This window comes from Mesorhizobium sp. RCC_202 (assembly GCF_041355295.1).
GTDB lineage: Bacteria > Pseudomonadota > Alphaproteobacteria > Rhizobiales > Rhizobiaceae > Mesorhizobium.
In genome coordinates, this window is record NZ_JBFUPO010000002.1 from 83,811 (window position 1) to 105,901 (window position 22,091).

Here is a 22,091-nt window from a genome sequence, read left to right on the forward strand (position 1 = left end):
GGGGAGGTAAGAATGAAAGTTCTGGTCACCGGCGCGTCAGGTCTGATCGGGAACGCGCTTTGCGCGCGACTGACAGGTGAGAGACATGACGTGGTTCGCGTGGTTCACCGCTCAGCTACTGGCGTCCGCGCGGAGATCGCAACCATTTCTCTGGATATGGCGCGGGCCTTGCAACCTGAGGAATGGACCCCTTATCTCGCCGGTGTGGACGCGGTCGTGAATTGTGCCGGCGTGCTGCAGGATAGTGTCCGGGACAACACCCGGCACGTCCATTCGACGGGAGCCTCGGCTCTCTTTAGCGCGTGTGAGCAGGCAGGTGTGCACAAGGTGGTCCACTTTTCTGCCATCGGGGTCGATCGCCAGCAGCCCTCCGCGTTTTCGGCCAGCAAGCTTGCCGGCGATGAAGCATTGATGGCGCGTAAACTCGAGTGGGTCATTCTTCGCCCTTCGGTGGTGCTGGGAAGGCCGGCTTTCGGCGCAAGCGCACTTTTTCGCGGCCTAGCGGCTTTGCCGGTGTTACCTTTGATGCCCGACACGGGCCGTCTCCAAGTCGTTCAGCTGGATGACGTGATCTCCACCGTCGTCTTTTTCCTCAAACCCGACAGCCCATCGCGCCTCACGCTGGAATTGGCCGGGCCCGACTCGCTTTCCATACGCGAGGTCGTGGGCTGCTATCGGCGCTGGTTCGGATGGAGCCGTGCCTGGGCGTTCACCTTACCCAAGTGGACCGCAGCTGCTTTGTACAGGATCGGCGATGCCGCGGCTCAGTTGGGCTGGCGTCCGCCGATGCGCAGCAATGCGGCAAAAGAGATCACCCGTGGCGCTGTCGGCGATCCCCAGCCGTGGATGACGGCGGCCGGCATTCAACCATCAGATCTTACATCCGCACTACGTCTAAATCCTGCGACGGTGCAGGAGCGATGGTTCGCCGGTCTTTATTTTGTCAAGCCGACGCTGTTTGTCGTTTTGCCGCTCTTCTGGATTCTGACCGGTATCATTTCCCTCACCGTCGGCTGGCGCAGCGGAGTTGACTTGCTGATTGGCACTGCTGCCGGCGCCGTGGCCGAACCGGCGGTCGTCGGCGGCGCGCTGGCTGATATCGCTGTGGGGGCGCTTGTCGCTTGGCGCCCAACCAGCCGGCTTGGTCTTTTCGGCGCAATCGCTGTATCGCTTTTCTATGCGATCGCCGGGAGCATTTTGCGGTCGGATCTTTGGTCTGAACCACTCGGGCCGCTGTTAAAAATCTTCCCGATCCTCGTCTTGCATTTTGCAGCGCTGGCCATTCTGGAGGAACGTTGATGATGTACTTTGTGCTCAAATACCTTCACGTAATCGGTGCGGCTGTGCTGCTCGGGACTGGCGCCGGCATTGCGTTTTTCATGCTTCTGGCACACCGGACCGGAAATGCCGCGACGATTGCCGCCGTCGCCCGCATTGTCGTCCTGGCCGATTTCCTGTTCACGGCTACGGCGGTCGTCGCACAACCTCTGACTGGACTGGGTCTCGCCTGGGTTGCGGGGTATTCCCTGTCCGAAGGATGGATCGTTCTCTCGATCCTGCTCTACATCGTGACTGGCCTGTTTTGGCTGCCTGTTGTATGGATGCAGATCGAGATGCGAAATTTAGCCACACAGGCCGCACTGTCCAACCAACCCCCTCCAGAGCGCTACAATCAGCTGTTCAGGCGTTGGTTTACCTTCGGCTTCCCGGCTTTCGCCGCCGTCCTAACCATTTTCTGGCTGATGATTGCGCGCCCGCCAATCGGGTGGTCAGCGTTGTAGTTGAGCCCGATCGGCAACCAACCTCATCGAACGACTTGCACTGGGAAGCTCAGGTCTAAGCAGCGCATTCTCGCGGCAATCGGTGAAACCAACGCTTAACTGCGCGACATGGCAGCGGCCGAGGCATCGGCCATCGGTCCTCTGGTTGGCTTCCCCCGAACTGCCCAGAGACGGCATGACGGAAGAACGTGGAATCACCCTCGAGAGTTCATCGGACGCGCGCAACTGGCTCATGCGGCGCAACATGCTGCGGTCGGAACCAGGGAAGTCATGGAGTGGAACCATCGTGGCCCCGAATGGGACCTTGCGGTGCGGCCTGCAGTCCTATTTGGCTGGCGACATGACGCCCGAGGATGTTCGTAACGCGTTCATTGCCGCTGCTGAGGAGGAAGGCAAGCTGGTCCATTAGTCGGATTGGACTAGCTTGGCTTTGGGGTATGTTGAGGACTTTTTCAGGCCGGTCCGGGCGACGACTTCACCAAACACCAAGAACCTATGGTCGGCCCAGTTGATCGTGCCGCCGATGCCGAGACCGCCCCGAAGCTGCTCGTTGCGGCTCGAAAGACGGCTGCCGGCAAGATCCACCGGCGAGCCGTTTCCAAAATCATAATAGAGGTTCGCGATAGTGTAATGGTTCGTGTGCCCGGCCCGGCCGCTGCGTTCCTGCCACTGCGACTGGTGGTCGAGCGACAGTCCGAGGCGGCCGAGCAGGCTGTCGTTGCTGCTGGCGTAACCCGTGCGCCAAAGGCGTCGGTGAGGCATCCATGTCGGCGGACGACCAGGCAAGCTGCGCCTGTGGCGTCACCGACCAGCTCGGGTCGAGCATGATGCGTTTGCCCGCTTCGGCGCTGAGCGCGTAGCCCACGCCGTTGTTGCCGTCGACGAGCCGCTGTCCGGCGGTCGTCGAGTCGAGATTGCCGTCGTACCAGATCACCTGCGCCTGGCCGTCGAGGTAGAAACCCTGGGCGCAAACCGCTCCTGCGAATGTCAGCAGCCCCCCACCATAAAGAAAATCAAAGGCATAAGAGTGGGTTCGCCAAATGGAATTGGCTAACCGGGGTGTATTGACGTCCTAAATCACTGACAAATAACGATATCGGTGGGTCCGTGGGACAGGATTCTCAATAAAAACTCAAGGACTTAGCAGCCGGTTCGCCAACCCATATCCATCTGTATGTTCCTCGTATGGTCTGGCGAACCCATAAACCAGGAGAAGGAATGAACCCCCTCCTCTCAGAGGCAATACGGCTGGCGCGCGTTGGACGGCAACCCCGCATTTTGAACGAACCCGGCGACGGCCCGTTAGGCTTGACGCGAGACCAGGCCGCGCTCGGCGAGAAACTCCCGTCTGCCGCGTCTCGCGCGAGCGCCGCAACGATCCGCTTCACCAGCTCATCCTTGTGAGGGGCGGCCAAATCGAGGATAGTTTCCAACTCGACCATTGGCCGTAAAGAATCGAACTGTGGGTTCGGGATTCAATTTTCTTTCGCGCCAAAGTGAGGCCACCGACTGCGGTTGAAATGAAGCAGCCTCGTACAAAGGCAATACGAACCGAAAAAGGCCGCAGCATATACCTGAGGCATTCGCATATGTCTGTCACGAGTCTCCGCCACCCTGACTGCTTCTTCAGGCCTTATCCGGAAATTTATTCAGACATATTGGGCAAGAAATTTCGGTACACGAGAGTTATTGCGACCGGCATTTGATTGCATGGCAAAGCGACCTTCAACGACTATTGTAGGTCGACGGCGCCCAGGCCGCGCCGCTCTCCTGCCAGACCGTGATCGGCGGCAAGCCTGGCGAAGAGATCAGAACCGCCGTCCGGCAGCGGGACGTGGGCCGCGACTACCGCTTTTGCTCTCGGCGATGAACGCTTGTTCACGACGTCACTCAGCGAAGCAACCGGGCCAGTTCGTTTAGCGGAGATACAGTCGTTCAGCGCCGTGGGGCGATCAGGAAACCGAAATGGATTGAACGCGATTGAGGCTTCGCTTCGTTGCCCCCGGTGACGCGCCACTCTGATGCTGCGGCGGCAGATTACCGCCGCAGTGAATTCAGCCGTCACTTTCCATAAGATGGTCTGCATTGCCGATCTTCGGCCCTGTCATCCACGGAGGCGCTACGGGCACGTCCTCGATGACACCGACCCTGCGTGCCCAAGTCGTAAAGGCCTTGTTCGCCGCCTCGACAGACTTCCGACCATCGTAGGCGGAGTAGCATGCATCAGACGCTGCTGCGTGGAGGAGGCCGCGCCTTTCAACCGGCCATTCTTCGAGAAACTCTATCGCATCCATGACACAGCCGATCTTTTGGACACCGTAGCCGTCGTCTCTTACGAAAACCGGCTGTTTGAACGTCGCACTTTCCATTAGTGACCTCCCTTCAAACCGTGGGTAACTGATCCTGCCTCACCGTGTGCAGCGACGATGTCAGTTCCCGGCAAACCCATGCCGGCGAGCTTCGCCAACCAGGACGGAACCGGCATCTTCAAAGAAAATCGTTTCCATGCGATCCTTCCGCTCCTGTTCGACATCCGGCAAGCGCACACGGCACGTGGGAAAAAGATTGGAAATACGTCTTTTCAGTTCAAGGGGAGCTGGCGATATTGATTGCCACTGAGAACTAACCCGGCATTGATGGATATTTCCACCGAGAATTGACCCATGTTTGAACCACCCCTGCACGTTAGCGGGGGTTTTGGAGTGATCGACATGGCGTTATTGAGCGTAATCCGACGCTGGCATTTTCGAGAGCATTTATCGATCCGGGAGATTTGCCGCAGGACCGGCCTGTCCCGGAATACCATTCGCAAATTATCTGCGCTCTGATGACTTCGAGCCGATGTCCAAGGTTCCGGAACGGCCGAGCAAACTTGATCCGTTTGCTGACCGATTGTCAGCCTGGCTGAGAACGGAAGCCAAAAAGTTCGAGGCTGGCGAGGCATTCCAGTTCGATTGGTCGGAGGACTGGGCAATCATCGGCAATGAGCGCACCAAACTGCAGGTGGCCCATACAAAGCTAAGCTACAGCCGCGCCTTCATCGTTCGGGCCAATCTGCTGCAGACGCATGAGATGCTGTTTGACGCGCACAATCATGCCTTCCGTGTATTTGGCGGCGTTCCGCGGCGCGGCATCTACGACAATATGCGGACCGCGATCGACAAGGTCGGACGCGGCAAGGAGCGCGACGTCAATGTCCCGTTTCATGGCCATGGCCTTCCGGTCCAAGAACAGCTCAGCCCACGAGCCCAAAGAGCAAAGGAGAAAGCCAGAACCTTGACCCTCAACACCGAACCGAAACATACATGAGAGGCGGGTCACTTCTCGGTGGAAATGCCGGGTCAGTTGTCAGTGAAAATCAACAGGTCGCCGCCGCTTGCCAGCTGACCCGTCGGCGTCATACGCGATCGCGTATATCTCTCTTGTATACGCGATCGCGTATACATCAATTTTATACGCAACCCCGTATATTGATGATTAATACGCGATCGCGTATATTACGGCGTGGAGACCCATCATGACAGACAAGATCGCTCGCAACGAAAAACAACTCGGAGCCATTCTGCGCCGCGCCCGCAAGAACGCCGGGCTCACGCAAGGCTCGCTCAGCAATCAGATCCACCTGCGCCAGGGTACGGTCTCCCGCCTCGAGGCCGGCGAGCCCGCGATGCAACTTCGCACCTTGATGGCCGCCCTCTCCGCTCTAGACCTTGAACTCGTCGTGCGCGCGCGCAGCAAAGGCAGCTCTGCTGATATTGAGGACCTGTTCTGATGGCACGGCGACGGGTCCACATCCCCCTGAATGTCTTCCTGAACGGGCGTCTGGTGGGTGTACTGCGCAGGGAATCGACAGGCGCCATCGACTTTCAATACGCCCTCGAATGGCTGGACTGGCGCGGCACCTTCCCGATCTCACTCTCGCTTCCTTTGCGGGAAGACCGCTATATCGGCACGCCGGTGACCAACGTCTTCGACAACCTGCTTCCGGACAATGACGCCCTACGCAGGCGTGTTGCCGAACGCGTCGGCGCCGACGGCACGGATGCCTACAGCATGCTGGCTGCGCTCGGCCATGACTGCGTCGGCGCGTTGCAATTCCTGCCCGATGGCATGGATCCAGGGCCTCCCGGCAGTGTCGGAGGCAAGCCGGTCAGCGACGAGGACATCGCCGGGATAGTCGAGAACCTTGCGGCCGCTCCGCTAGGCCTGGGCGAGGACGAGGACTTTCGCATCTCGATTGCCGGCGCGCAGGAAAAGACCGCGCTGCTGCGCAAGGACGGAGGCTGGTTCAAACCGATCGGCACGGCAGCGACCACCCACATCCTGAAGCCGCAGATCGGCCGGCTGCCGAACGGCATCGATCTGTCCAACAGCGTCGAGAACGAGTATCTGTGCCTGAAGCTGCTGCAAGGGTTTGGCGTTCCCGCCGCCCAGGCGGAGATCGCTGACTTCGGCAAGCGCCGCACGCTGATCGTAGAACGCTTCGACCGGCTGTGGGCCCGCGGTGGCCGCCTCTTGCGCCTGCCGCAGGAGGATATCTGTCAAGCGCTTTCGGTGCCGCCGACGCGCAAGTACCAGTCGGATGGCGGTCCCGGGATGCGGGAGATTGTCGAGCTCTTTAAGGGTAGCGATACGCCTGATGACGACATCGCCACCTTCTTGCGCACCTGCATCTTGTTCTGGCTGATTGGCGCGACCGACGGCCACGCCAAGAATTTCAGTATTTTTCTCAGCCCTGGCGGACGATTCCGCATGACGCCGCTTTACGACGTGCTGACCGCGCAGCCCAGCCTTGATACCGGCCAAATCCCGCGCAAAAAATTCAGATTGGCAATGTCGGTCGGCAAGAACAAGCACTATTCGGTACCTGACATCATGCCACGCCACTTCCTGCAGACCGCTGACATTGCCGGCGTGGGTACCCCTTTCTTGCGCAGAATTTTCGATGACATTGCTGAAAACGTGGAGAGGCAGGCCGACGAGGTGATCATCTCGCTGCCCCGCGGCTTTCCTGAACAGCTGGTCGACTCGGTGAAGTCAGCTATCGGCAAGCGGGCGGCTCTCCTCGCCGATAACAAGGCTGATGCGATCGATTGATCAAGGTGCGACGAACCGGCTGCCGGGACTTGCTCGCCCATCCTGTTGCCGCTGCTGATCATCATCGTCGCATCGGTGCTATGGACCTGTCCCGGGTCGCGGGTCTTGTTTCAGGCGGTGGCCGGTCACGGTACACCTCTCCCGCATGTTCCCTTGAGGCTATCGTCGCTGCCTTCGCTCCGACGATGTCCGCAGCCGTGTAGCGGTCAAAGGAAATCTCCTGCACTTAGTGAACCGTGCTCCCCTGTGGCATTGCTCGTTCGGCCTTGGCCCTCAACCTTTCCGCTCCTGCTTGGCTCTGGCAAAGCCCCGATCCGTCGCGATAAATCGTTCAAGCATCGGCACAATCAGGCGAAGAGGATCAGTGGAAGGCTGACCTGCGTCGCGGCCAAGGATCTCAGCATATCTGGACAGATCGCGGTGCAGCGGTGCCGGCAGTTCCACTGTGACCTTAACCGGCTTGTCGTCTGCAATCGGACCGAGTTTCAGCTTGGCCATTTTCAGCCTCCGTAGGGTTCGAGCACGAGATCGCGGGTAACGACGACACGCACATTGACGCCCGGCCGTATCGTCAGCGTCGGTGCGATGTTGAGTTGGCGCTGGACGATCTGCTGGCCCACCTGGCTGAGGCTGTCGGAAGCGCCGCCGCGCAAGGCGCGCACGATGTCACTTTCCTGGCCGGACGAGCCGGCCTCCGCGCCAACGCTGAGTATGGTGGTGAGTGCTGCCGCCTTGAACAGCTCGGCCCAATGGAAGTCGACGCCGTCCTCAAGGCCGGCATAGCCTTGGGCGTCAGTGCCAGGCTGGCGTTCAAGAACAATGGAGCGTCCGTTGGGAAAGACCAGCCTGCTCCAGACAAGCGGCACACGCCGCTGGCCGAAGCCGACGCCGTTGTCGTACTGGCCAATGACACGCGCCCCTTGCGGGATCAGCAGCGAGCGACCCGTGGGACTGTCATAGACATTTTCGGTCACCTGCGCGGTGATCTGACCGGGCAGATCGGAACGGATACCGGTGATGAGTGCCGCCGGGATGACGGCCCCTGCCTGGAGCACATAGGGCGACGCCGGCGGCGTGACGCGATCCGGCGTCACGGTGCGCCGATCAGCGGCCGCATTCAGAAAGCCAAGTTGACGGTCTTGCGTGGTCGACTGGCCGATCTGACCGGCAAGGTCGGGGCCGCCCAGGTTCGGCGGGGACGTTCCTCCAGGCGGGGTTTCGGCCATCGCCGCGGTTGACTGCCCCGTCTGGAAGAAAACACGCGAGGTTCGGGCCGCCTCCTCTTCGGCCCGCCGGCGCTGTTCCGCCTCATCGACGATGGGGGTCGCAATCGTTGGCGGCACGACGGGCTGTCCCTTGTTCTGGGCATCAAGCATCGGCCGGCCAAGATCGCCAGGCAGCGGCGGCCCAAGAACAGGCCCGGTATAGTCGCGCGGCAGGCTGGCCAGTCCGTCGGCGGGCTGCCTGTTCGACGTCGAGTAGAGCTCGTCGCCATGCCTGCCGGTTTCACTCGTCTGAAGCGCATAGATCAGCGCGCCGCCGACGCCAAGCGATGCACATAAGCCGATGCCGGCGAGCACCTTGCGGGACAGGCGCGTGACGCGCGGCGGATCGGCGCGAAGCTGCATGGGGGAAGCCGGGATTTCGTTCTCGTTCAAGATTGCTCCCCTCCCCTTTGACGAAATGCGTTCTTTCCATTCGGCGCCGCATTGGTGCCTGATATCCAAAGACCTCTCCGCGTCGCATCGGCGCGAACGATCTTGACGGTCTGTTGCCGCTTGCCGCTGCCAAGCCGCAATTCCGCCGCGCCAAAGAGACGGTCGACGATCAGGGTGTTCTGGTAGACGCGGCTGTTGGCGATCTCGGCCCCGCCGTCCGGGCCGATGACGAAGATGGGCGGCATCTCGCCTTGCACGATCCCGCGTGGAAACTCGACATAGACCCGCCTGCCATCGTCATAGACGCTGACGGGCCTCCAAGGGGGCGCGTCGCCGGTGAGACCGTAGCGGTAGTTGCGTGCGGTGATGGCGGGAATCACCGGTGTCGCGGGGATCGCACGCGCTTGTCCGGCCGGCGGCGCGGGATAGGCCCATGACACGGCGGGCATGTAGGGCTTCTCGCCCGATCGCAGTTCGATCATGTAGCTGCGCCGGTCGGTGGTGATGATGAGATTGGTGGTGATGTCGGCGCGCGACGGCTTGACCAGCACATGGACGCGCCTGGTGACGCCCGCTCCGCTTTCGGTGTCGCCGATGATCCAGCGCGCGGTATCGCCCGCCGCGATCGGACCTTCGCCGGTCAGGCTTTCGCCAGGCTCAAGCGCGACGTCCGTGATCTGCCCTGGAGCGGCATAGACCTGATATAGGGCTCCTTCACTCCAGGGATAAATCTGAATGGCGTTGTAATAGCCCTCACGACGCGGCTGGACGCGCGCCGCCTTGTTGGCGTTCTCAACGCGCGCCACCGGCGTGCTGCCGGCGACACCGCCGCGGGCCGGGACCCACCCTGGTGGAACGTGCAGCGGCTTTGGCCTTTCATCAAGCGCGGCTACCGGAGCGGCGGGCAAAGGCGGCACGTAGGCATCATAGGAGATCTGCGGTGGTTTCTGCGGTGTGGCACAACCGGCAAGTATGGAGCCCGATAGCAACACCACGGCAAACGCCGACCTTGTCAAAGCCGGAGTGGCGATGACACACAATGGCAGGTTCATTGGCTCATCTCCCGGGACCAGTCGATGGCGTTGACGTAGATGCCGAGCGGATTGGCGCGAAGACGTTCGGCGTCGTTTGGCATCTGTGTCACGATCGTCAGGATCGCGGTCCAGCGCTCGGTGGCGGACAGCTGGCCGTTTTCGTAATGGTGCTCGATCCAGGCGACACGAAAGGAGCCTGGTGAAGCCCTGATGACCGAAGAAATATCCACCGCGACCTGCTGCTTGCCGACCCTGGAGAAAGGGTCGTTGGCGCGGGCGTAATCGTTGAGCGCCGCGGCGCCCTGGTCGGTGGTCCAATCATAGGCGCGCAGCCAGTCCTGGCGCAGGATGATCGGATCGGCGGGGATCGAGCGCACCTGTTCGACAAAGCGGGCGAGATGCCACGCGATCTGGGGATCAGTCGGCTTATAATCCGCGATGGCGGGCGCGGTCGCTTGAACCTGGCCGATCGTATCGACCTGCACGACCCAGGGCACGACAGTACCGCGGCCCAATTGCCAGACCAGTGATGTGGAAAGGCCTGCCGACAAGATGAACGACCCGAACGCCATGGCGCGCCAGTTGCGTGCCTGCACGCGAGCAGAGCCGATGCGTTCATCCCAGATCTGCTCCGCCTTTTGATAGGGGGTTTCCGGTCGAGGGGTCTTGCCGTAGTGGACGTCGGGTCGCCTAAAGATATTCATCTTGTCATTTGCCTTCGGAAAGAGAAATCGAAGCTCCGCCGCCATGGCTGTCGCCGGCGCGCACCGCGTGGGCGGCGGTCTGGGCGCCATGAGAGAGGCGTTGAGAGCGCTGCAAGCGTCTGGCCCATTCCGGCTGTCCGTGAGTGCCGGATGGCTTGCCCACGCCGGACGCAGGAGCCGCGTCTGACAACGCGGCGCCTCCGATCGTTCCCATGGTGGTCGACGAACCGCCGGTCATTTCAGCGGCCGAACTGGCGCCGGAGGCGAAGCTGGACTTAAGCGACTGACCGGTGTTTGCGGCAGCGCGCTTGAGGGGGGAGGAGGCTGCCGAAGCGCCAGCACGTGCAATGCCGCCCAAGCCGGCGGCGATGCCTGCCGCGCCAGATTGGCCCGCCGCGCCACGCATATAAGCGCCCGAGGCGCCACCAGCGAGTGACGTCCCGCCACGCGCGGCTGACATCGCGCCCGAGAAAGCGGCTGTCCCACCTCGCGCCGCCAGGCCGGCCGCGCCATGGCCCGCAACCGCCATGCCGCCCGCGGCAAGGCCAGTGCCGACGGCCGCACCGGCGCCAAGCTGCGGTCCACCGGCGACGAGGCCGTTGGCGATGCCGGGACCGAAGATGCCGAGGCCAAGCAGCGACAGCGCCGCCAATACGATCGCCATGGCCTGGTCGATGGTGGGGTTCTCGCTGCCGAAGCCGTGGGTGAACTCGCCGAAGAGCGTCGACCCGATGCCGATGACGACGGCAAGCACAAGAACCTTGATGCCGGACGAAACGACGTTGCCGAGCACACGTTCGGCCATGAAGGCAGTCTTGCCGAAGAGGCCGAAGGGTATCAGCATGAAGCCGGCCAGCGTCGCCAGCTTGAACTCGATCAGCGTCACAAAGAGCTGCACGGCCAAGATGAAGAAGGCGAGCAGGACGAGCACCCAGGCAAAGAGCAGGCAAGCGATCTGGATAAAGTTTTCAAAGAAGGAGACGTAACCCATCAAACCGGAGATCGCCTCGAGCAATGGTCGTCCCGCATCGAGACCGGTTTGCGCCACCTTGCCGGGGTGCAGCAGGTCCTGTGCCGAGAAGCCGGTTCCACTCGCCTTCAGACCAAGACCGGAGAAACTCTCGAAGACGATTTGAGCGAGACCGTTCCAGTTGGAGATCAGATAGGCGAAGACACCGACGAAAAGCGTCTTCTTCACAAGCCGCGCAAGAATGTCGTCATCAGCGCCCCAGCTCCAGAAGAGCGCGGCGAGCGTGACGTCGATGACGATCAGCGTGGTGGCGACGAAGGCGACCTCGCCGCCGAGCAGGCCGAAACCGCTGTCGATGTAGCGGGTGAAAGTGGCCAGGAATTGGTCGATGACACCGGTATTGCCCATCTCTATCGGGCCTCGTGCAGCGCAGCATCCGGCGCCTCCGGCTCGACAATCGAACTCCCCGATGGCTCCTTCAGACCGAGGAAGCGATCGCGCTGTGCGGCCCATAGCCGAGCACATCCATCGTCACGCAGAGCAGCCTCGCCGAGGATTTGGCAGCGGCGCAGACCGTCGTGAAGCGGGTTCGGCATCACGCCTGCGGTTGTGTGCGCGCCCTCGCCCGCCGGCTTGTTCTCCTTCAGGCTCATACCGAGCGCGGCCGCCGTGACGGCGACCGCGACAAAGATGACAGCCACCATACGAGCGAGCGTTCTTGCGTCCATGGCCATCGATCTCAGCGGTTGAACATCTGCACCGAGGCGGCCTCGTAGCCTGAGCCTGGCGCCAGGAAGCGGCGGCGTTGCTCGCGGCCCTGATCGACCGCGGCGGCACGCTCGGCCTCGGTCAGAGCCTGGGCGCGGCCGTTGGCGGCGACCACGGCGGTCAGGTCGGCGAGCTGCTGGCCCTGGAGCGCAAGCAGCTGATTGCCAGCTTGCGTCGCCTGCAGCGCTCCCGTCGCCGATTGGCTGGCGCCGACCAGCGCCGACATCTGTGCGCGGCCGGTCTCGATGTTTCCGACGACGCCTGCCTGGACGCGCATGGCGTCCTGAAGGCCGCCCACCGTGTTTTGCCAGCGCGAGCGCGCGTCCGTGACGAGCTGCTGGTCGGATGCAGAGAGCGAGACGCTGCCGTATTGCTGCTGAAAGGCCTTGTCGACCTGCTGGACGTCGAAGGCGATGTTTTGTGCTTGCCCGAGAAGCTGTTGCGTGCGTTGCACCGACTGTTGCAGTTGCTGCAGCGAGGACAAAGGCAGGCTCGCCAGGTTGCGCGCCTGGTTGATCAGCATCTGGGCCTGGTTCTGAAGCGAGGTGATCTGGTTTGTGATCTGCTGCAGCGAACGCGCGGCCGTCAGAACATTCTGGGAATAGTTCGATGGATCAAACACGATGAGGGCATAGGCTGGGGCAGTCATCATCGGCGGGATGGCGACCGGCGCGGCGAGCATCGCCGCGACCATAAGATGGGCGCGTGGGCGGCTTTGACGAACAGTCATGATTGCGGATCCTTTTCAGGTTCGGGGAGGTTGAGGTTGGGAATGAGGTCGGCGGCCCAGCCGACGTCGCGGGCACGCAGCCAGGCCGCCAGGAAGCCGTGGCGGCCATGCTCGGCGAGGACGCTGCCGATCATCGCCTGATCGCTCTTCGAGGACGCGGCGCAAAGGGCCAGCCCTACCTCGGACAGGCCGAGCTCGAAGAGACGGTTGCCGCGACGGGACTGGCAATAGTAGTCGCGCTTGGGTGTCGCTCGCGCCAGGATTTCGATCTGGCGGTCGTTCAGGCCGAAGCGCCGGTAGATGGCGGTAATCTGCGGCTCAACCGCGCGCTCATTGGGCAACAGCAGCCGGGTTGGACAGCTTTCGATGATCGCCGGCGCAATGGTCGAACTGTCGATATCGGCAAGCGACTGGGTGGCGAAGACGACGCTGGCGTTCTTCTTGCGCAGCGTCTTCAGCCACTCGCGCAACTGCCCGGCAAACCCCTCGTCGTCGAGGGCAAGCCAGCCTTCGTCGATGATGAGCAGCGTCGGACGCCCGTCGAGCCGGTCGCCGATGCGATGAAACAGATAGGACAGGACGGCCGGCGCGGCTTGCGTACCCACCAGTCCTTCAATTTCGAACGCCTGCACCGACGCCTGACCGAGGTGTTCCGCCTCGGCGTCAAGCAATCGGCCGTGAGCGCCTCCGACACAGTACGGGCGCAATGCCTGTTTCAGGTCATTGGCTTGCAAAAGCACGCTGAGCCCGGTGATGGTGCGCTCCTCGACCGGGGCCGAGGCAAGCGACGTCAGCGCCGCCCAGATATGCTCCTTTGCGTCCGGGGTGATCTGGATGCCCTCGCGCATCAGGATCGCGACGATCCAGTCAGCCGCCCAGGCGCGCTCATATGTGTCATGAACCCGGGCGAGCGGCTGCAGCGAAACGGAGGCGTCCATGCCTTCGGTGAGGTGCCCCCCAAGATCGTGCCAGTCGCCACCCATGGCGAGAGCCGCCGCGCGGATAGAGCCGCCGAAATCGAAGGCGAAGATCTGAGCGTTGCGGTAGCGGCAGAACTGCAGCGCCATCAGCGCGAGCAGCACCGACTTGCCGGCGCCAGTGGGGCCGACGACCAGCGTATGCCCGACATCACCGACATGAAGGACCAACCGGAACGGGGTCGAGCCTTCGGTCTTGCCGTAAAGCAAGGGAGGACTGACCAGATGCTCGTCCCGTTCCGGCCCCGCCCACACGGCGGACAGCGGCATCATGTGGGCGAGATTGAGCGTTGAGATGGGAGGCTGACGGACATTGGCGTAGGCGTGCCCAGGCAAGGAGCCGAGCCAGGCGTCGACGGCGTTGACGGTCTCGGCAATCGCCGTGAAGTCGCGCCCCTGGATGACTTTCTCGACAAGCCGTAATTTCTCGTCGGCCACGCGCGGGTCGCAATCCCATATGGCGACGGTCGCGGTGACATAGGCCATGCCCGCCATGTCGGCGCCGAGCTCCTGCAACGCTGTGTCGGCGTCGGCCGCCTTGTTGGCGGCGTCGGTGTCGAGGAGCGCTGACGCTTCGTTGGTCATCACCTCCTTGAGGATCGAGGCGATGCTCTTGCGCTTCGCAAACCATTGCCGCCGTATCCTGGTCAACAGGCGGACAGCGTCGACCTTGTCGAGCAGGATCGCGCGGGTCGACCATCGGTAGGGGAAGGCCAGCCGGTTGAGGTCATCAAGCAGGCCGGGTGTCGTGGCGGTCGGGAAGCCAACAATCGAGAGCACGCGAAGATGCTTGTCGCCAAGCCGCGGTTCGAGCCCGCCGGCGAGCGGTTCATCGGCCAGCAGCGCATCGAGATAGATCGGCGTTTCGGGGACGCGCACCCGATGGCGTTTGGTCGAAATCGTCGAATGCAGGTAGGTGAGCGTTTCGCCGTCATCGAGCCAGCGGCATTCCGGCATGAACCCGTCGAGCAGGGACAGCACGCGCTCTGTCCGGTCGACAAAGGCACGCACGATCTCGCCCGGATCCGCGCCCGACTGGTCGCGACCCTCATAAAGCCACCCCTCGGCGCGCGTGGCGTCTTCGTGCGGTGGCAAAAACAGGAATGTGAGAAAGTAGCTCGATACGAAATGAACCCCTTCCTCGTCGAAATCGGCTTTGCGCTCGGCATCGAGCAGGCTGGAGGCCGCATTGGGAAACTGGCTCTCGGGATAGGAGGCGGCTTCGTGCCGCTGCGCTTCGACAAAGACGCTCCAGCCCGAGCCGAGGCGACGAAAGGCATTGTTGATGCGCGATGCCACCGCAACAAGCTCTGCCGCGACGGCGGAGTCGAGATCGGGGCCGCGAAACCTTGCGGTGCGCTGAAAACTGCCATCCTTGTTGAGCACGACGCCCGGCGCGACGAGAGCGGCCCACGGCAGATAGTCGGCAAGGCGAGCAGCGGTTCGGCGGTATTCGGCAAGGCTCATCATGGCGCCGCCCTCAAACCGAAAGATGTCCGGGGAGCCGCAGGTGCCGGCGCCCAACCTCGAAAAACAGCGGATCGCGCCTGGCGGCCCATACGGCCGTGAAATGTCCGATTGCCCAGATGAGGAGACCGACCAGCCACAGCCGCAGCCCAAGACCGACAGCGCCCGCCAGCGTGCCATTCAGGATCGCGATTGCGCGCGGCGCGCCGCCGAGCAGGATCTGCTCGGTCAGCGCCCGGTGGACGGGCACCGTCCACCCCGGCACGGCGTCGAGTTGCTCGAGAGCGGTTGTCATCAGATCAGCGCTCCGCCGCCGAACGAGAAGAATGACAGGAAGAAACTCGACGCCGCAAAGGCGATCGAAAGGCCAAAAACGATCTGGATGAGCCGCCTGAAGCCGCCCGAACTGTCGCCGAAGGCTAGCGTCAGGCCGGTGACGATGATGATGATGACGGCCATGATCTTGGAAACCGGTCCCTCGACCGACTGCAGGATCTTCTCGAGTGGCTGTTCCCACGGCATTGAGGAGCCTGACGCATGGGCGCTCGACGCAACCAGGAGACTGACGGCAAGGGTGGTGGCCCTCGCGGCCAGGTGGCGGTGGCGGCGTGCAAGGAGGCGGATCATGGGGTTTCTCCTGGGTTGATTGGCGTGGCTTCAGCAATGCGATAATCGCCGTCGGGGCCAAGACCCTCGACCCGGACGAGTTCGCTAAGCCGTCGCGCGGTGCCACGTCCCGACAGGACGGCGACGAGGCCGATCGTGTCGGCGATCAACGCACGCGGGACAGTGACGACGGCTTCCTGGATCAGTTGCTCAAAGCGGCGCAGGGCGCCGATGCCGGACCCCGCATGAAGGGTGCCGATGCCGCCGGGGTGCCCGGTTCCCCATGCCTTCAAGAGGTCGAGTGCTTCGGCGCCACGCACCTCGCCGACGGGAATGCGATCGGGCCGCAGGCGCAGCGAAGAGCGAACCAGGTCGGCGAGCGTGGCGACGCCATCCTTGGTGCGCATTGCGACAAGGTTGGGCGCGGCGCACTGCAGTTCGCGGGTGTCCTCGATGATGACGACCCGATCCATCCCTTTCGCCACTTCGGCGAGCAGCGCGTTGGTGAGGGTGGTCTTGCCAGTCGATGTGCCGCCGGCGACAAGGATGTTCAAGCGGCCGGCAACGGCGGCGCGCAATATCGCGGCCTGCCCGGCGGACATTATGCCTGCCGCGACATAGTCATCGAGCGTGAACACGGCGACGGCGGGCTTGCGGATGGCGAAGGCGGGTGCTGCGACGACGGGCGGCAACAGGCCCTCGAAACGCTCGCCGGTCTGCGGCAGCTCGGCCGAGACGCGTGGCGAACGGGAATGGACCTCGGCGCCGACATGATGGGCGACCAGGCGCACAATCCGCTCGCCAACGGCAGGCGCCAGCATTTCCCCTGTATCGGCCAGGCCTTCCGAAAGCCGATCCACCCAGATACGGCCATCCGGGTTCAGCATTATTTCAACGATCGCGGGATCGTCGAGAAACCGGGCGATGGCGGGTCCGAGCGCGGTGCGCAGCATGCGCGAGCTGCGCGCGCGTCCCTCGGCATCGTTGTGCAATATAGCCATCCTGTCCCCGTTTGAGCCGGGAGCGCATCGAACAGCGGCCGGTCGGAGACGATCAAAACAGCCCTGAAGCGGTCCGATTCAACGAGTTTCAGGCGTCATCGTAGCGTGGCGTGCAATTACCGGCCAACGGCGGCGCCGGCGGCAGCGGCACTTTAATATGTACTTCTGCAATATTTTATCTATGTTTATTGACACGCGACTCCCGCCCGGTTTATGAGAGAGCCACCGATGGCCTGCGCCTACAGGCATCGTTCTTTCCACGGCGCGGAGGGTGTCATGAGATCCGGTCCGGAGGGCGCAATTTCCCGGCGCAAAACCGCCCTCCTCCGGGAAGCCGAAACGACACTGACATCGTCGCCGCCGGCCTTGACGAAGAGTGGTGGCACCCCATGAACATGCTCCACATCTGGCTGGGCATTCTGCAAGGGCTGGGTATCACCGCAGAGGTCACGGCCTATGGCCTGGTCTTTGCGGTCCCCTTCGCGCTCGTCTTCGGCGTCGCGCAGTTTCTGACCACCGGCATGACGCGCTTTTTGGTTACCGCCGTGATCGAATTCTGGCGTAGCTCAGCGGTCGTCGTCCTGCTCTTCTTCTTTTATTACGTGCTGCCGGTGATGGGGGTCACGCTGTCGGCGCTGACCGTCAGTGCCTTGGTGCTCGGTCTCAACACCGGCGGCTATGCCAGCCAGGCGGTTCGCGCCGGGTTGCAGTCTCTGCCCGCCGGCCAACGCGAGGCGGGCATGGCGCTCGGCCTCTCGCGCCCGGCGATCCTGCTCCTGATCGAGCTGCCGCAGGCGCTGGTCGCGATGAGCCCGACCTTCGTCAACAACTTTATCCAGCTCGTCAAGGCGACTTCCCTCGTCTCGCTGGTTACCCTGACGGACATGACCTTCCGCGCCAAGGAAATCGCGCAGACCGACTACGACCCCGTCGCGATCTATTCGGCGCTGCTGCTGGCCTTCTTCGTCGTTTGTTATCCGATCGCACTTGCCGGCCGCTGGCTCGAGGCGCGGGTCAATCCTGAAAGAGGAACGCCGCGTGGGATTTAACTTCGATTTCGCATTATCGACGGTTCCGACGATCATCGGGGCGATCGGAACGACCCTGCTCGCAACGGTGTTGAGTTGCCTCGGCGCTTCGGCGCTTGGCTTCACTTTCGAAATGACGCGCCGCAGGGGTGGTGTGACTGGTCTCGCTGTCCGCTTCCTGATCGACTTCATCCGCTCGACGCCGGTTCTGGCCTGGCTCTATTTCCTGTATTTCGTCCTGCCCTTCTACGGGATCCGGCTTGGCGCCATGACGGTCGGCATACTGGGGCTGAGCCTGTACTACAGCGGCTATCTGGCGGAGGTGTTCAAAACGGGCATCGACGCGATCCCGAAGGGCCAGCAGGAAGCGGCCAGAGCCTTGTCGCTCACCCGCCGCGACACGGTCGTTTTCGTCATCGCGCCGCAGATGTTGCGCAACGTCGCCGCACCGTTGGGCAACTATCTTGTGTCGATCCTCAAGGCGACGCCGTATCTGGCAATCCTGGCCGTGCCCGAAATGCTCGGACGCGCCTTCGATATCGCGTCTGAAACCTATCGATACGCAGAGCCGCTGACCGTCGCCGGCATTCTGTTTCTCGCCTTGGCGCTGCTCATTGCTTATGGCGTGAAGCGCATCGAGCAGCGCCTGCTTGCAGTTGGACGCCGCTGATGCTTGCTCAGGCCCCACCTCCAGTCTCGGCCGTTCAATCCATCCCTCATGTCCGGATCGACGGCCTCAACAAATGGTTCGGCGCCCTGCACGTTTTGAAAAACGTCGATCTTTCCGTAGGAGCGGGCGCACGCATCGTCGTTTGCGGACCGTCCGGCTCCGGCAAGTCGACCTTGATCCGCTGCATCAACGGTCTCGAGCCGTTCCAGAAGGGAACGATCCAGCTTGACGGGATAGCACTGGGACGGAATGCCCGCGATACCACGAAGGCGCGCCGGAAGACAGGCATGGTGTTTCAGAGCTTCAACCTGTTTCCGCACCTCACCGTGCTCGCCAACTGCACGCTGGCGCTGCGCCGGGTTCTCCTGAAACCGGCTCGGGAGGCCGAAGAGATCGCCATGCAGCATCTGACAGCGGTGCGCATCCCTGAAAAGGCGCAGGCCTACCCGGCCCAGCTCTCGGGCGGCCAACAACAACGCGTGGCGATCGCGCGCGCGCTTTGCCTCAATCCTCGCATCATGCTGTTCGACGAACCCACCTCGGCGCTTGACCCGGAAATGATCAAGGAAGTCCTCGACGTCATGATCGCGCTGGCAGGAAGCGGCGTGACCATGGTCTGCGTGACCCATGAAATGGGTTTCGCTCGCGAAGTCGCGGGTGAGATCGTTTTCATGGACGAAGGCCGCGTTGTCGAGCATGCCTCGTCCAAAGACTTTTTCTCAGCAGGGGCGCACCCACGCGCCCGGCTGTTCCTGGATACCATCCTGAGCCATTGAGAGCAGATGCGTGTAGCACCTGCATGCCAGCAATCGGCGCAAGCGCGCCACATGCCGGAATCGCCGAGCAGGTCACCAGTCCGGCGCGAAAGCGTAGCCAGCGGAGCGGACCGTCCGGATCACGTCGGTTCCCACGGACGCCCGAAGCCTTTTGCGCAGCCTGGCGATATGGACGTCGACGCCGCGCACGTCGGTTGCGGCGGCATGTTCAGGCCACGCGCTCGCGACCAATTCCTCGCGGCTGAAGACCTTGCCAGGCTGCGCCAAAAGGCTGCGCAGAAGCTTGAACTCGATCGGTGGCATCACGATTTCTCTTTGCCTGAAGAATGTCCGGTGATTCTGCCGCTCCAGCCGGAAATCGCCCTGCACCAACTCACCCGAGTCCGTCTGGCGCGATAGCTTGGCAAGGCCCGCTTTGCCATGCAGCCAGGCCAAAAGCTGTTCGGGGGCGAACGGCCGCGAAAATATCTCGTCGACGCCAGCCTTGATCAAGTCCAGATGCAGCTTGCCCGAACGCGGGGCAACTAGGCCTGCGACCGGAGTTCCTTTGGTTGCGGCGGTGGACTTCAGCCACGCGCATTGTTTGGCCACTGCACGGTCGCCCGGATGACAGTCTATGATCACGGCAAGCGGGGATGCCGCCTCGATGGCGCGTGCGATCTCCCGGTCTCCCGTTATCAGCTGTGTTTCGAAGCCGGCTACCGAAAGTATGTGCCCGAAGACCAGGAAAAAGTCCGGGTCCTTCGAGGCGATCAGGACCAGCGGCTTCATGAGTCCATCAACCGATTTCGACGCATCATAGCGCTGACTACCGCGCAAATGGGCGCGATGACAATACACCCTACGATCGACGCCTCTCGGGCTTTCCGCAAGTGCCTGGTTACGAGCCTAGATGCTGTCCGCGAGTATGACGCCGCTGATGCCGTAGGCGCGGCGCGTCTGTTCAACAGCCTCGGGCGTGACATCAATCAGCAGCGCGATGATATCGCCGTCGGGATGTTCGAGAACGTCACCGAGCTCGGTCAGCGTCCAGCCGAGCGCGCGCAGCCGTTTTGGCCAGAATGTCTCGCACACCACACTGATCTGTCGAACCCCCAGACGCTGAGCGGTCTCGAGCAGACCGCAAAGAACGAAGCCAGCGATCGGCGACGGGGCGCCTTGCGTGCGAAGTGATGGAACGACGAAGAAACGCGTCCATTCGAAGATTTCCGCGGCTCTTGGAGGCCTGCCGCCGGCGAGAACCGGGAAGACTTCGCTCATGAGATGCGGCTGCAGCGTCGGCACGAGACGCGAGCCGCCCACGATCTTGCCGTTGGTGTCAAGCGCCAGAAGATAAAGCGTATGCTCGTTGTCGAAGGCGTCGATCTCGATGTTGATGGGCCGGGCGACGGCGCGCCAACGCCTTTGCTTGACGTAAATCTCGTACCTTATCCGAAAATAGCGCTCCAGAACTTTCCTGTAGTGCTTCCTGTTGTCCCAAGTGACCAGATGTATACGAACCATGACGCCTCCAGGCGGAGGGTCGTAGGAAAACGGACTTGCGGTACGTATGACGGTATTCAGGTATTGCTAAATCTGGATTTCCTGTCGTCGCAGCGCCTTGACGATGGCGTGCGCGACATTGATCGCGTCGAGCTTTGCGCGAATGTTGCGCTGATGGCTTTCGACCGTGTTCCTGGTAACACCGAGGATACAAGCGATGTCATCGGTGGATTTGCCTTGCGCGCTCCACTCCAGGAGTTCGCGCTCGCGCGCCGTCAAGGGCATGGGCTCATCGCCATCGCTCGTCGGTGTTCCCAGCCCTGAGAGGCTGCGAAAGGTATGTACGCAAAGCGTCTCGATAAGGGGCATGGCGCTTGCCGGAACTTCGATGCGGTCACTCGCCATCGTGACGACGCCTGGCCCGGCCAATGGGACATGAATAGGGATGCAGATGCCTTCCTTCATCCCGAACTCGGCCGCCTCGTCCATTACCAGCTTCGCCCGTGGAACCAGCCTTGCGGCCGGCAGCTCGCCCCATCGGAAAGGCTCTTGCGAGTGTCGACACTGGGCGACACAAGGATCGTGCAAGAAATATTCCTCGGTGACGTAGCGGCGATGCCACTCAGGAGACCAGCCATCGCCAAGAATCTCACGCTGCCAATCCGTGTCGTGCGGCACGGGCAGTCCGGTGATCAGAAAATTGCGCAATCCGTAACGCTCCACGGCTAAACGGAACTCTTGAAGGATTGCATCAGCCGACCGCGCAGCGTCGATCTTCGAGATCGCTGCAAAAAGGTCGACAACAGTTTTGTTCTCCATTGGCAGACCTCAACCACAGTCAAGCCCTACCCCGCGGAACAACCTATGGGTGTCCAGACACGATCTTCAATGGCACATACATCGAATGTACACTGAAGGAGTCAATCCCGCATCACAAAGACGAGATAAGTGAAAATCAGATCGGCACTTCATTGTGGAAGTCTGGCTTCAATCGGTCGACTTTGAAGTGGTCGGTTTCGTCGCCCGAATAGCTCGCTTATTTGCCGGGCTTGCCGAAACCAACTCTTGCGGCTCGACATCCAAGGCCTTGGCTAAAATTTCAACTGTATCCAGCGTGGCGTTGCGCCGTCCGGCCTCGACGCTGCTGATATAGGCGCGCGTGCGGCCCGAAACGAAAGACAACTGCTCCTGAGAGAGCTTTCTCTCTCTTCGAAGCCGCTGCACGTTCAGGCCAAAAACGCCGCGAAGTTTCATCAAACAACGGATGCTACGACGCGCACTATGGTGCGACACACTATAGTGCACATTCCGCATTGACAGCCGTGCTGTTGGCTGTTTGAAA

At 62.0% G+C, this 22,091-nt stretch carries 26 protein-coding genes and 2 pseudogenes; 9 read left to right on the forward strand and 19 right to left on the reverse strand.

All coding sequences use genetic code 11. The annotated features are described in order from the left end of the window. The first annotated feature begins 12 nt into the window (after positions 1–12). The 3 genes from AB6802_RS04620 to AB6802_RS04630 all read left to right on the forward strand — a co-directional run bounded on the left by AB6802_RS04620 (position 13) and on the right by AB6802_RS04630 (position 2,190). Positions 13–1,299, forward strand: a complete 1,287-nt coding sequence (locus AB6802_RS04620; RefSeq protein WP_371008853.1) for an SDR family oxidoreductase — start codon at positions 13–15, stop codon at positions 1,297–1,299. Next, positions 1,299–1,781, forward strand: coding sequence for a DUF2269 family protein (locus AB6802_RS04625; protein ID WP_371008854.1), 483 nt, complete (start codon positions 1,299–1,301; stop codon positions 1,779–1,781). The genes AB6802_RS04620 and AB6802_RS04625 overlap by 1 nt, the downstream gene beginning before the upstream one ends. 175 nt (positions 1,782–1,956) lie before the next feature. Further along, positions 1,957–2,190, forward strand: coding sequence for a hypothetical protein (locus AB6802_RS04630; protein ID WP_371008855.1), 234 nt, complete (start codon positions 1,957–1,959; stop codon positions 2,188–2,190). Here AB6802_RS04630 and AB6802_RS04635 read toward each other — a convergent pair. The 4 genes and pseudogenes from AB6802_RS04635 to AB6802_RS04650 form a co-directional block, all read right to left on the reverse strand. Then, positions 2,187–2,543, reverse strand: coding sequence for an autotransporter outer membrane beta-barrel domain-containing protein (locus tag AB6802_RS04635; RefSeq protein ID WP_371008856.1), 357 nt, complete (start codon positions 2,541–2,543; stop codon positions 2,187–2,189). The two genes, AB6802_RS04630 and AB6802_RS04635, sit on opposite strands and share 4 nt — an antisense overlap. A 55-nt stretch (positions 2,544–2,598) precedes the next feature. Continuing rightward, positions 2,599–2,715, reverse strand: a pseudogene (locus AB6802_RS04640) (outermembrane transporter); the annotation flags it as partial. Between the two features lie 798 nt (positions 2,716–3,513). Then, complete coding sequence (locus AB6802_RS04645) at positions 3,514–3,867, reverse strand: hypothetical protein (protein WP_371008857.1); 354 nt, start codon at positions 3,865–3,867, stop codon at positions 3,514–3,516. Next, a complete protein-coding gene (locus AB6802_RS04650; protein ID WP_096448920.1) occupies positions 3,836–4,150 on the reverse strand; it encodes a DUF982 domain-containing protein in 315 nt (104 codons plus the stop codon). The genes AB6802_RS04645 and AB6802_RS04650 overlap by 32 nt, the downstream gene beginning before the upstream one ends. Positions 4,151–4,492: 342 nt before the next feature. Between AB6802_RS04650 and AB6802_RS04655 the strand changes: the two are divergent. The 3 genes and pseudogenes from AB6802_RS04655 to AB6802_RS04665 all read left to right on the forward strand — a co-directional run. After that, positions 4,493–4,985: pseudogene (locus AB6802_RS04655) on the forward strand (IS21 family transposase); the annotation flags it as partial. Between the two features lie 313 nt (positions 4,986–5,298). Continuing rightward, positions 5,299–5,553, forward strand: coding sequence for a helix-turn-helix domain-containing protein (locus tag AB6802_RS04660; RefSeq protein WP_371008858.1), 255 nt, complete (start codon positions 5,299–5,301; stop codon positions 5,551–5,553). Beyond that, the gene (locus tag AB6802_RS04665) at positions 5,553–6,878 is read left to right on the forward strand and encodes a type II toxin-antitoxin system HipA family toxin (protein WP_371008859.1); all 1,326 of its coding nucleotides are present in this window, start codon (positions 5,553–5,555) and stop codon (positions 6,876–6,878) included. Before AB6802_RS04660 ends, AB6802_RS04665 begins: the two co-directional genes overlap by 1 nt. Positions 6,879–7,151: 273 nt before the next feature. On the opposite strand, the gene AB6802_RS04670 is transcribed toward AB6802_RS04665, so the two are convergent. Genes AB6802_RS04670 through trbB form a run of 11 tightly spaced genes read right to left on the reverse strand, consistent with a single transcriptional unit; the run spans position 7,152 to position 16,793 of the window. Further along, positions 7,152–7,376 (reverse strand): DUF2274 domain-containing protein, encoded by a 225-nt coding sequence (locus tag AB6802_RS04670; protein ID WP_027047861.1) that lies wholly within the window; start codon positions 7,374–7,376, stop codon positions 7,152–7,154. 2 nt (positions 7,377–7,378) lie between these two features. Further along, the gene (locus AB6802_RS04675) at positions 7,379–8,536 is read right to left on the reverse strand and encodes a TrbI/VirB10 family protein (protein ID WP_371008860.1); all 1,158 of its coding nucleotides are present in this window, start codon (positions 8,534–8,536) and stop codon (positions 7,379–7,381) included. After that, positions 8,533–9,588, reverse strand: a complete 1,056-nt coding sequence (gene trbG, locus AB6802_RS04680) for a P-type conjugative transfer protein TrbG (RefSeq protein WP_371008861.1) — start codon at positions 9,586–9,588, stop codon at positions 8,533–8,535. Before trbG ends, AB6802_RS04675 begins: the two co-directional genes overlap by 4 nt. Continuing rightward, complete coding sequence (gene trbF, locus AB6802_RS04685) at positions 9,585–10,274, reverse strand: conjugal transfer protein TrbF (RefSeq protein ID WP_371009310.1); 690 nt, start codon at positions 10,272–10,274, stop codon at positions 9,585–9,587. The genes trbG and trbF overlap by 4 nt, the downstream gene beginning before the upstream one ends. 4 nt (positions 10,275–10,278) lie before the next feature. Beyond that, the gene (gene trbL, locus AB6802_RS04690) at positions 10,279–11,652 is read right to left on the reverse strand and encodes a P-type conjugative transfer protein TrbL (protein ID WP_371008862.1); all 1,374 of its coding nucleotides are present in this window, start codon (positions 11,650–11,652) and stop codon (positions 10,279–10,281) included. Positions 11,653–11,654: 2 nt separating this feature from the next. Then, the gene (gene trbK-alt, locus AB6802_RS04695; protein ID WP_371008863.1) at positions 11,655–11,972 is read right to left on the reverse strand and encodes a putative entry exclusion protein TrbK-alt; all 318 of its coding nucleotides are present in this window, start codon (positions 11,970–11,972) and stop codon (positions 11,655–11,657) included. An 11-nt stretch (positions 11,973–11,983) separates the two neighbouring features. Continuing rightward, positions 11,984–12,742: a P-type conjugative transfer protein TrbJ gene (gene trbJ / locus AB6802_RS04700; protein ID WP_371008864.1), complete on the reverse strand. Its 759-nt coding sequence runs from the start codon at positions 12,740–12,742 to the stop codon at positions 11,984–11,986. Next, entirely contained in the window at positions 12,739–15,189 is a 2,451-nt protein-coding gene (trbE, locus tag AB6802_RS04705; RefSeq protein ID WP_371008865.1) for a conjugal transfer protein TrbE, read from the reverse strand. The genes trbJ and trbE overlap by 4 nt, the downstream gene beginning before the upstream one ends. A gap of 10 nt (positions 15,190–15,199) precedes the next feature. Beyond that, positions 15,200–15,481 (reverse strand): VirB3 family type IV secretion system protein, encoded by a 282-nt coding sequence (locus AB6802_RS04710; RefSeq protein WP_371008866.1) that lies wholly within the window; start codon positions 15,479–15,481, stop codon positions 15,200–15,202. After that, complete coding sequence (locus AB6802_RS04715) at positions 15,481–15,813, reverse strand: TrbC/VirB2 family protein (protein ID WP_371008867.1); 333 nt, start codon at positions 15,811–15,813, stop codon at positions 15,481–15,483. The genes AB6802_RS04710 and AB6802_RS04715 overlap by 1 nt, the downstream gene beginning before the upstream one ends. Beyond that, on the reverse strand, positions 15,810–16,793 hold the full coding sequence (gene trbB / locus AB6802_RS04720; RefSeq protein WP_371008868.1) for a P-type conjugative transfer ATPase TrbB: 984 nt from the start codon (positions 16,791–16,793) through the stop codon (positions 15,810–15,812). The genes AB6802_RS04715 and trbB overlap by 4 nt, the downstream gene beginning before the upstream one ends. Positions 16,794–17,182: 389 nt before the next feature. Between trbB and AB6802_RS04725 the strand changes: the two genes are divergently transcribed. The 3 genes from AB6802_RS04725 to AB6802_RS04735 are packed head-to-tail and all read left to right on the forward strand — an operon-like array spanning position 17,183 to position 19,267. Then, the gene (locus tag AB6802_RS04725) at positions 17,183–17,842 is read left to right on the forward strand and encodes an amino acid ABC transporter permease (RefSeq protein WP_371008869.1); all 660 of its coding nucleotides are present in this window, start codon (positions 17,183–17,185) and stop codon (positions 17,840–17,842) included. After that, on the forward strand, positions 17,832–18,491 hold the full coding sequence (locus AB6802_RS04730; protein WP_371009311.1) for an amino acid ABC transporter permease: 660 nt from the start codon (positions 17,832–17,834) through the stop codon (positions 18,489–18,491). The genes AB6802_RS04725 and AB6802_RS04730 overlap by 11 nt, the downstream gene beginning before the upstream one ends. After that, positions 18,491–19,267: an amino acid ABC transporter ATP-binding protein gene (locus AB6802_RS04735; RefSeq protein WP_371008870.1), complete on the forward strand. Its 777-nt coding sequence runs from the start codon at positions 18,491–18,493 to the stop codon at positions 19,265–19,267. The genes AB6802_RS04730 and AB6802_RS04735 overlap by 1 nt, the downstream gene beginning before the upstream one ends. 72 nt (positions 19,268–19,339) lie before the next feature. On the opposite strand, the gene AB6802_RS04740 is transcribed toward AB6802_RS04735, so the two are convergent. The 4 genes from AB6802_RS04740 to AB6802_RS04755 all read right to left on the reverse strand — a co-directional run bounded on the left by AB6802_RS04740 (position 19,340) and on the right by AB6802_RS04755 (position 22,003). Further along, positions 19,340–20,038 (reverse strand): winged-helix domain-containing protein, encoded by a 699-nt coding sequence (locus AB6802_RS04740; RefSeq protein WP_371008871.1) that lies wholly within the window; start codon positions 20,036–20,038, stop codon positions 19,340–19,342. A gap of 117 nt (positions 20,039–20,155) precedes the next feature. Then, positions 20,156–20,770 carry an acyl-homoserine-lactone synthase gene (locus AB6802_RS04745; protein WP_371008872.1) on the reverse strand — a complete coding sequence of 205 codons (615 nt, stop codon included), beginning with the start codon at positions 20,768–20,770 and terminating at the stop codon, positions 20,156–20,158. Between the two features lie 66 nt (positions 20,771–20,836). Further along, positions 20,837–21,568 carry a LuxR family transcriptional regulator gene (locus tag AB6802_RS04750; RefSeq protein WP_371008873.1) on the reverse strand — a complete coding sequence of 244 codons (732 nt, stop codon included), beginning with the start codon at positions 21,566–21,568 and terminating at the stop codon, positions 20,837–20,839. Positions 21,569–21,736: 168 nt separating this feature from the next. Continuing rightward, positions 21,737–22,003: a helix-turn-helix domain-containing protein gene (locus AB6802_RS04755; RefSeq protein ID WP_371008874.1), complete on the reverse strand. Its 267-nt coding sequence runs from the start codon at positions 22,001–22,003 to the stop codon at positions 21,737–21,739. Positions 22,004–22,091 lie beyond the last annotated feature (88 nt).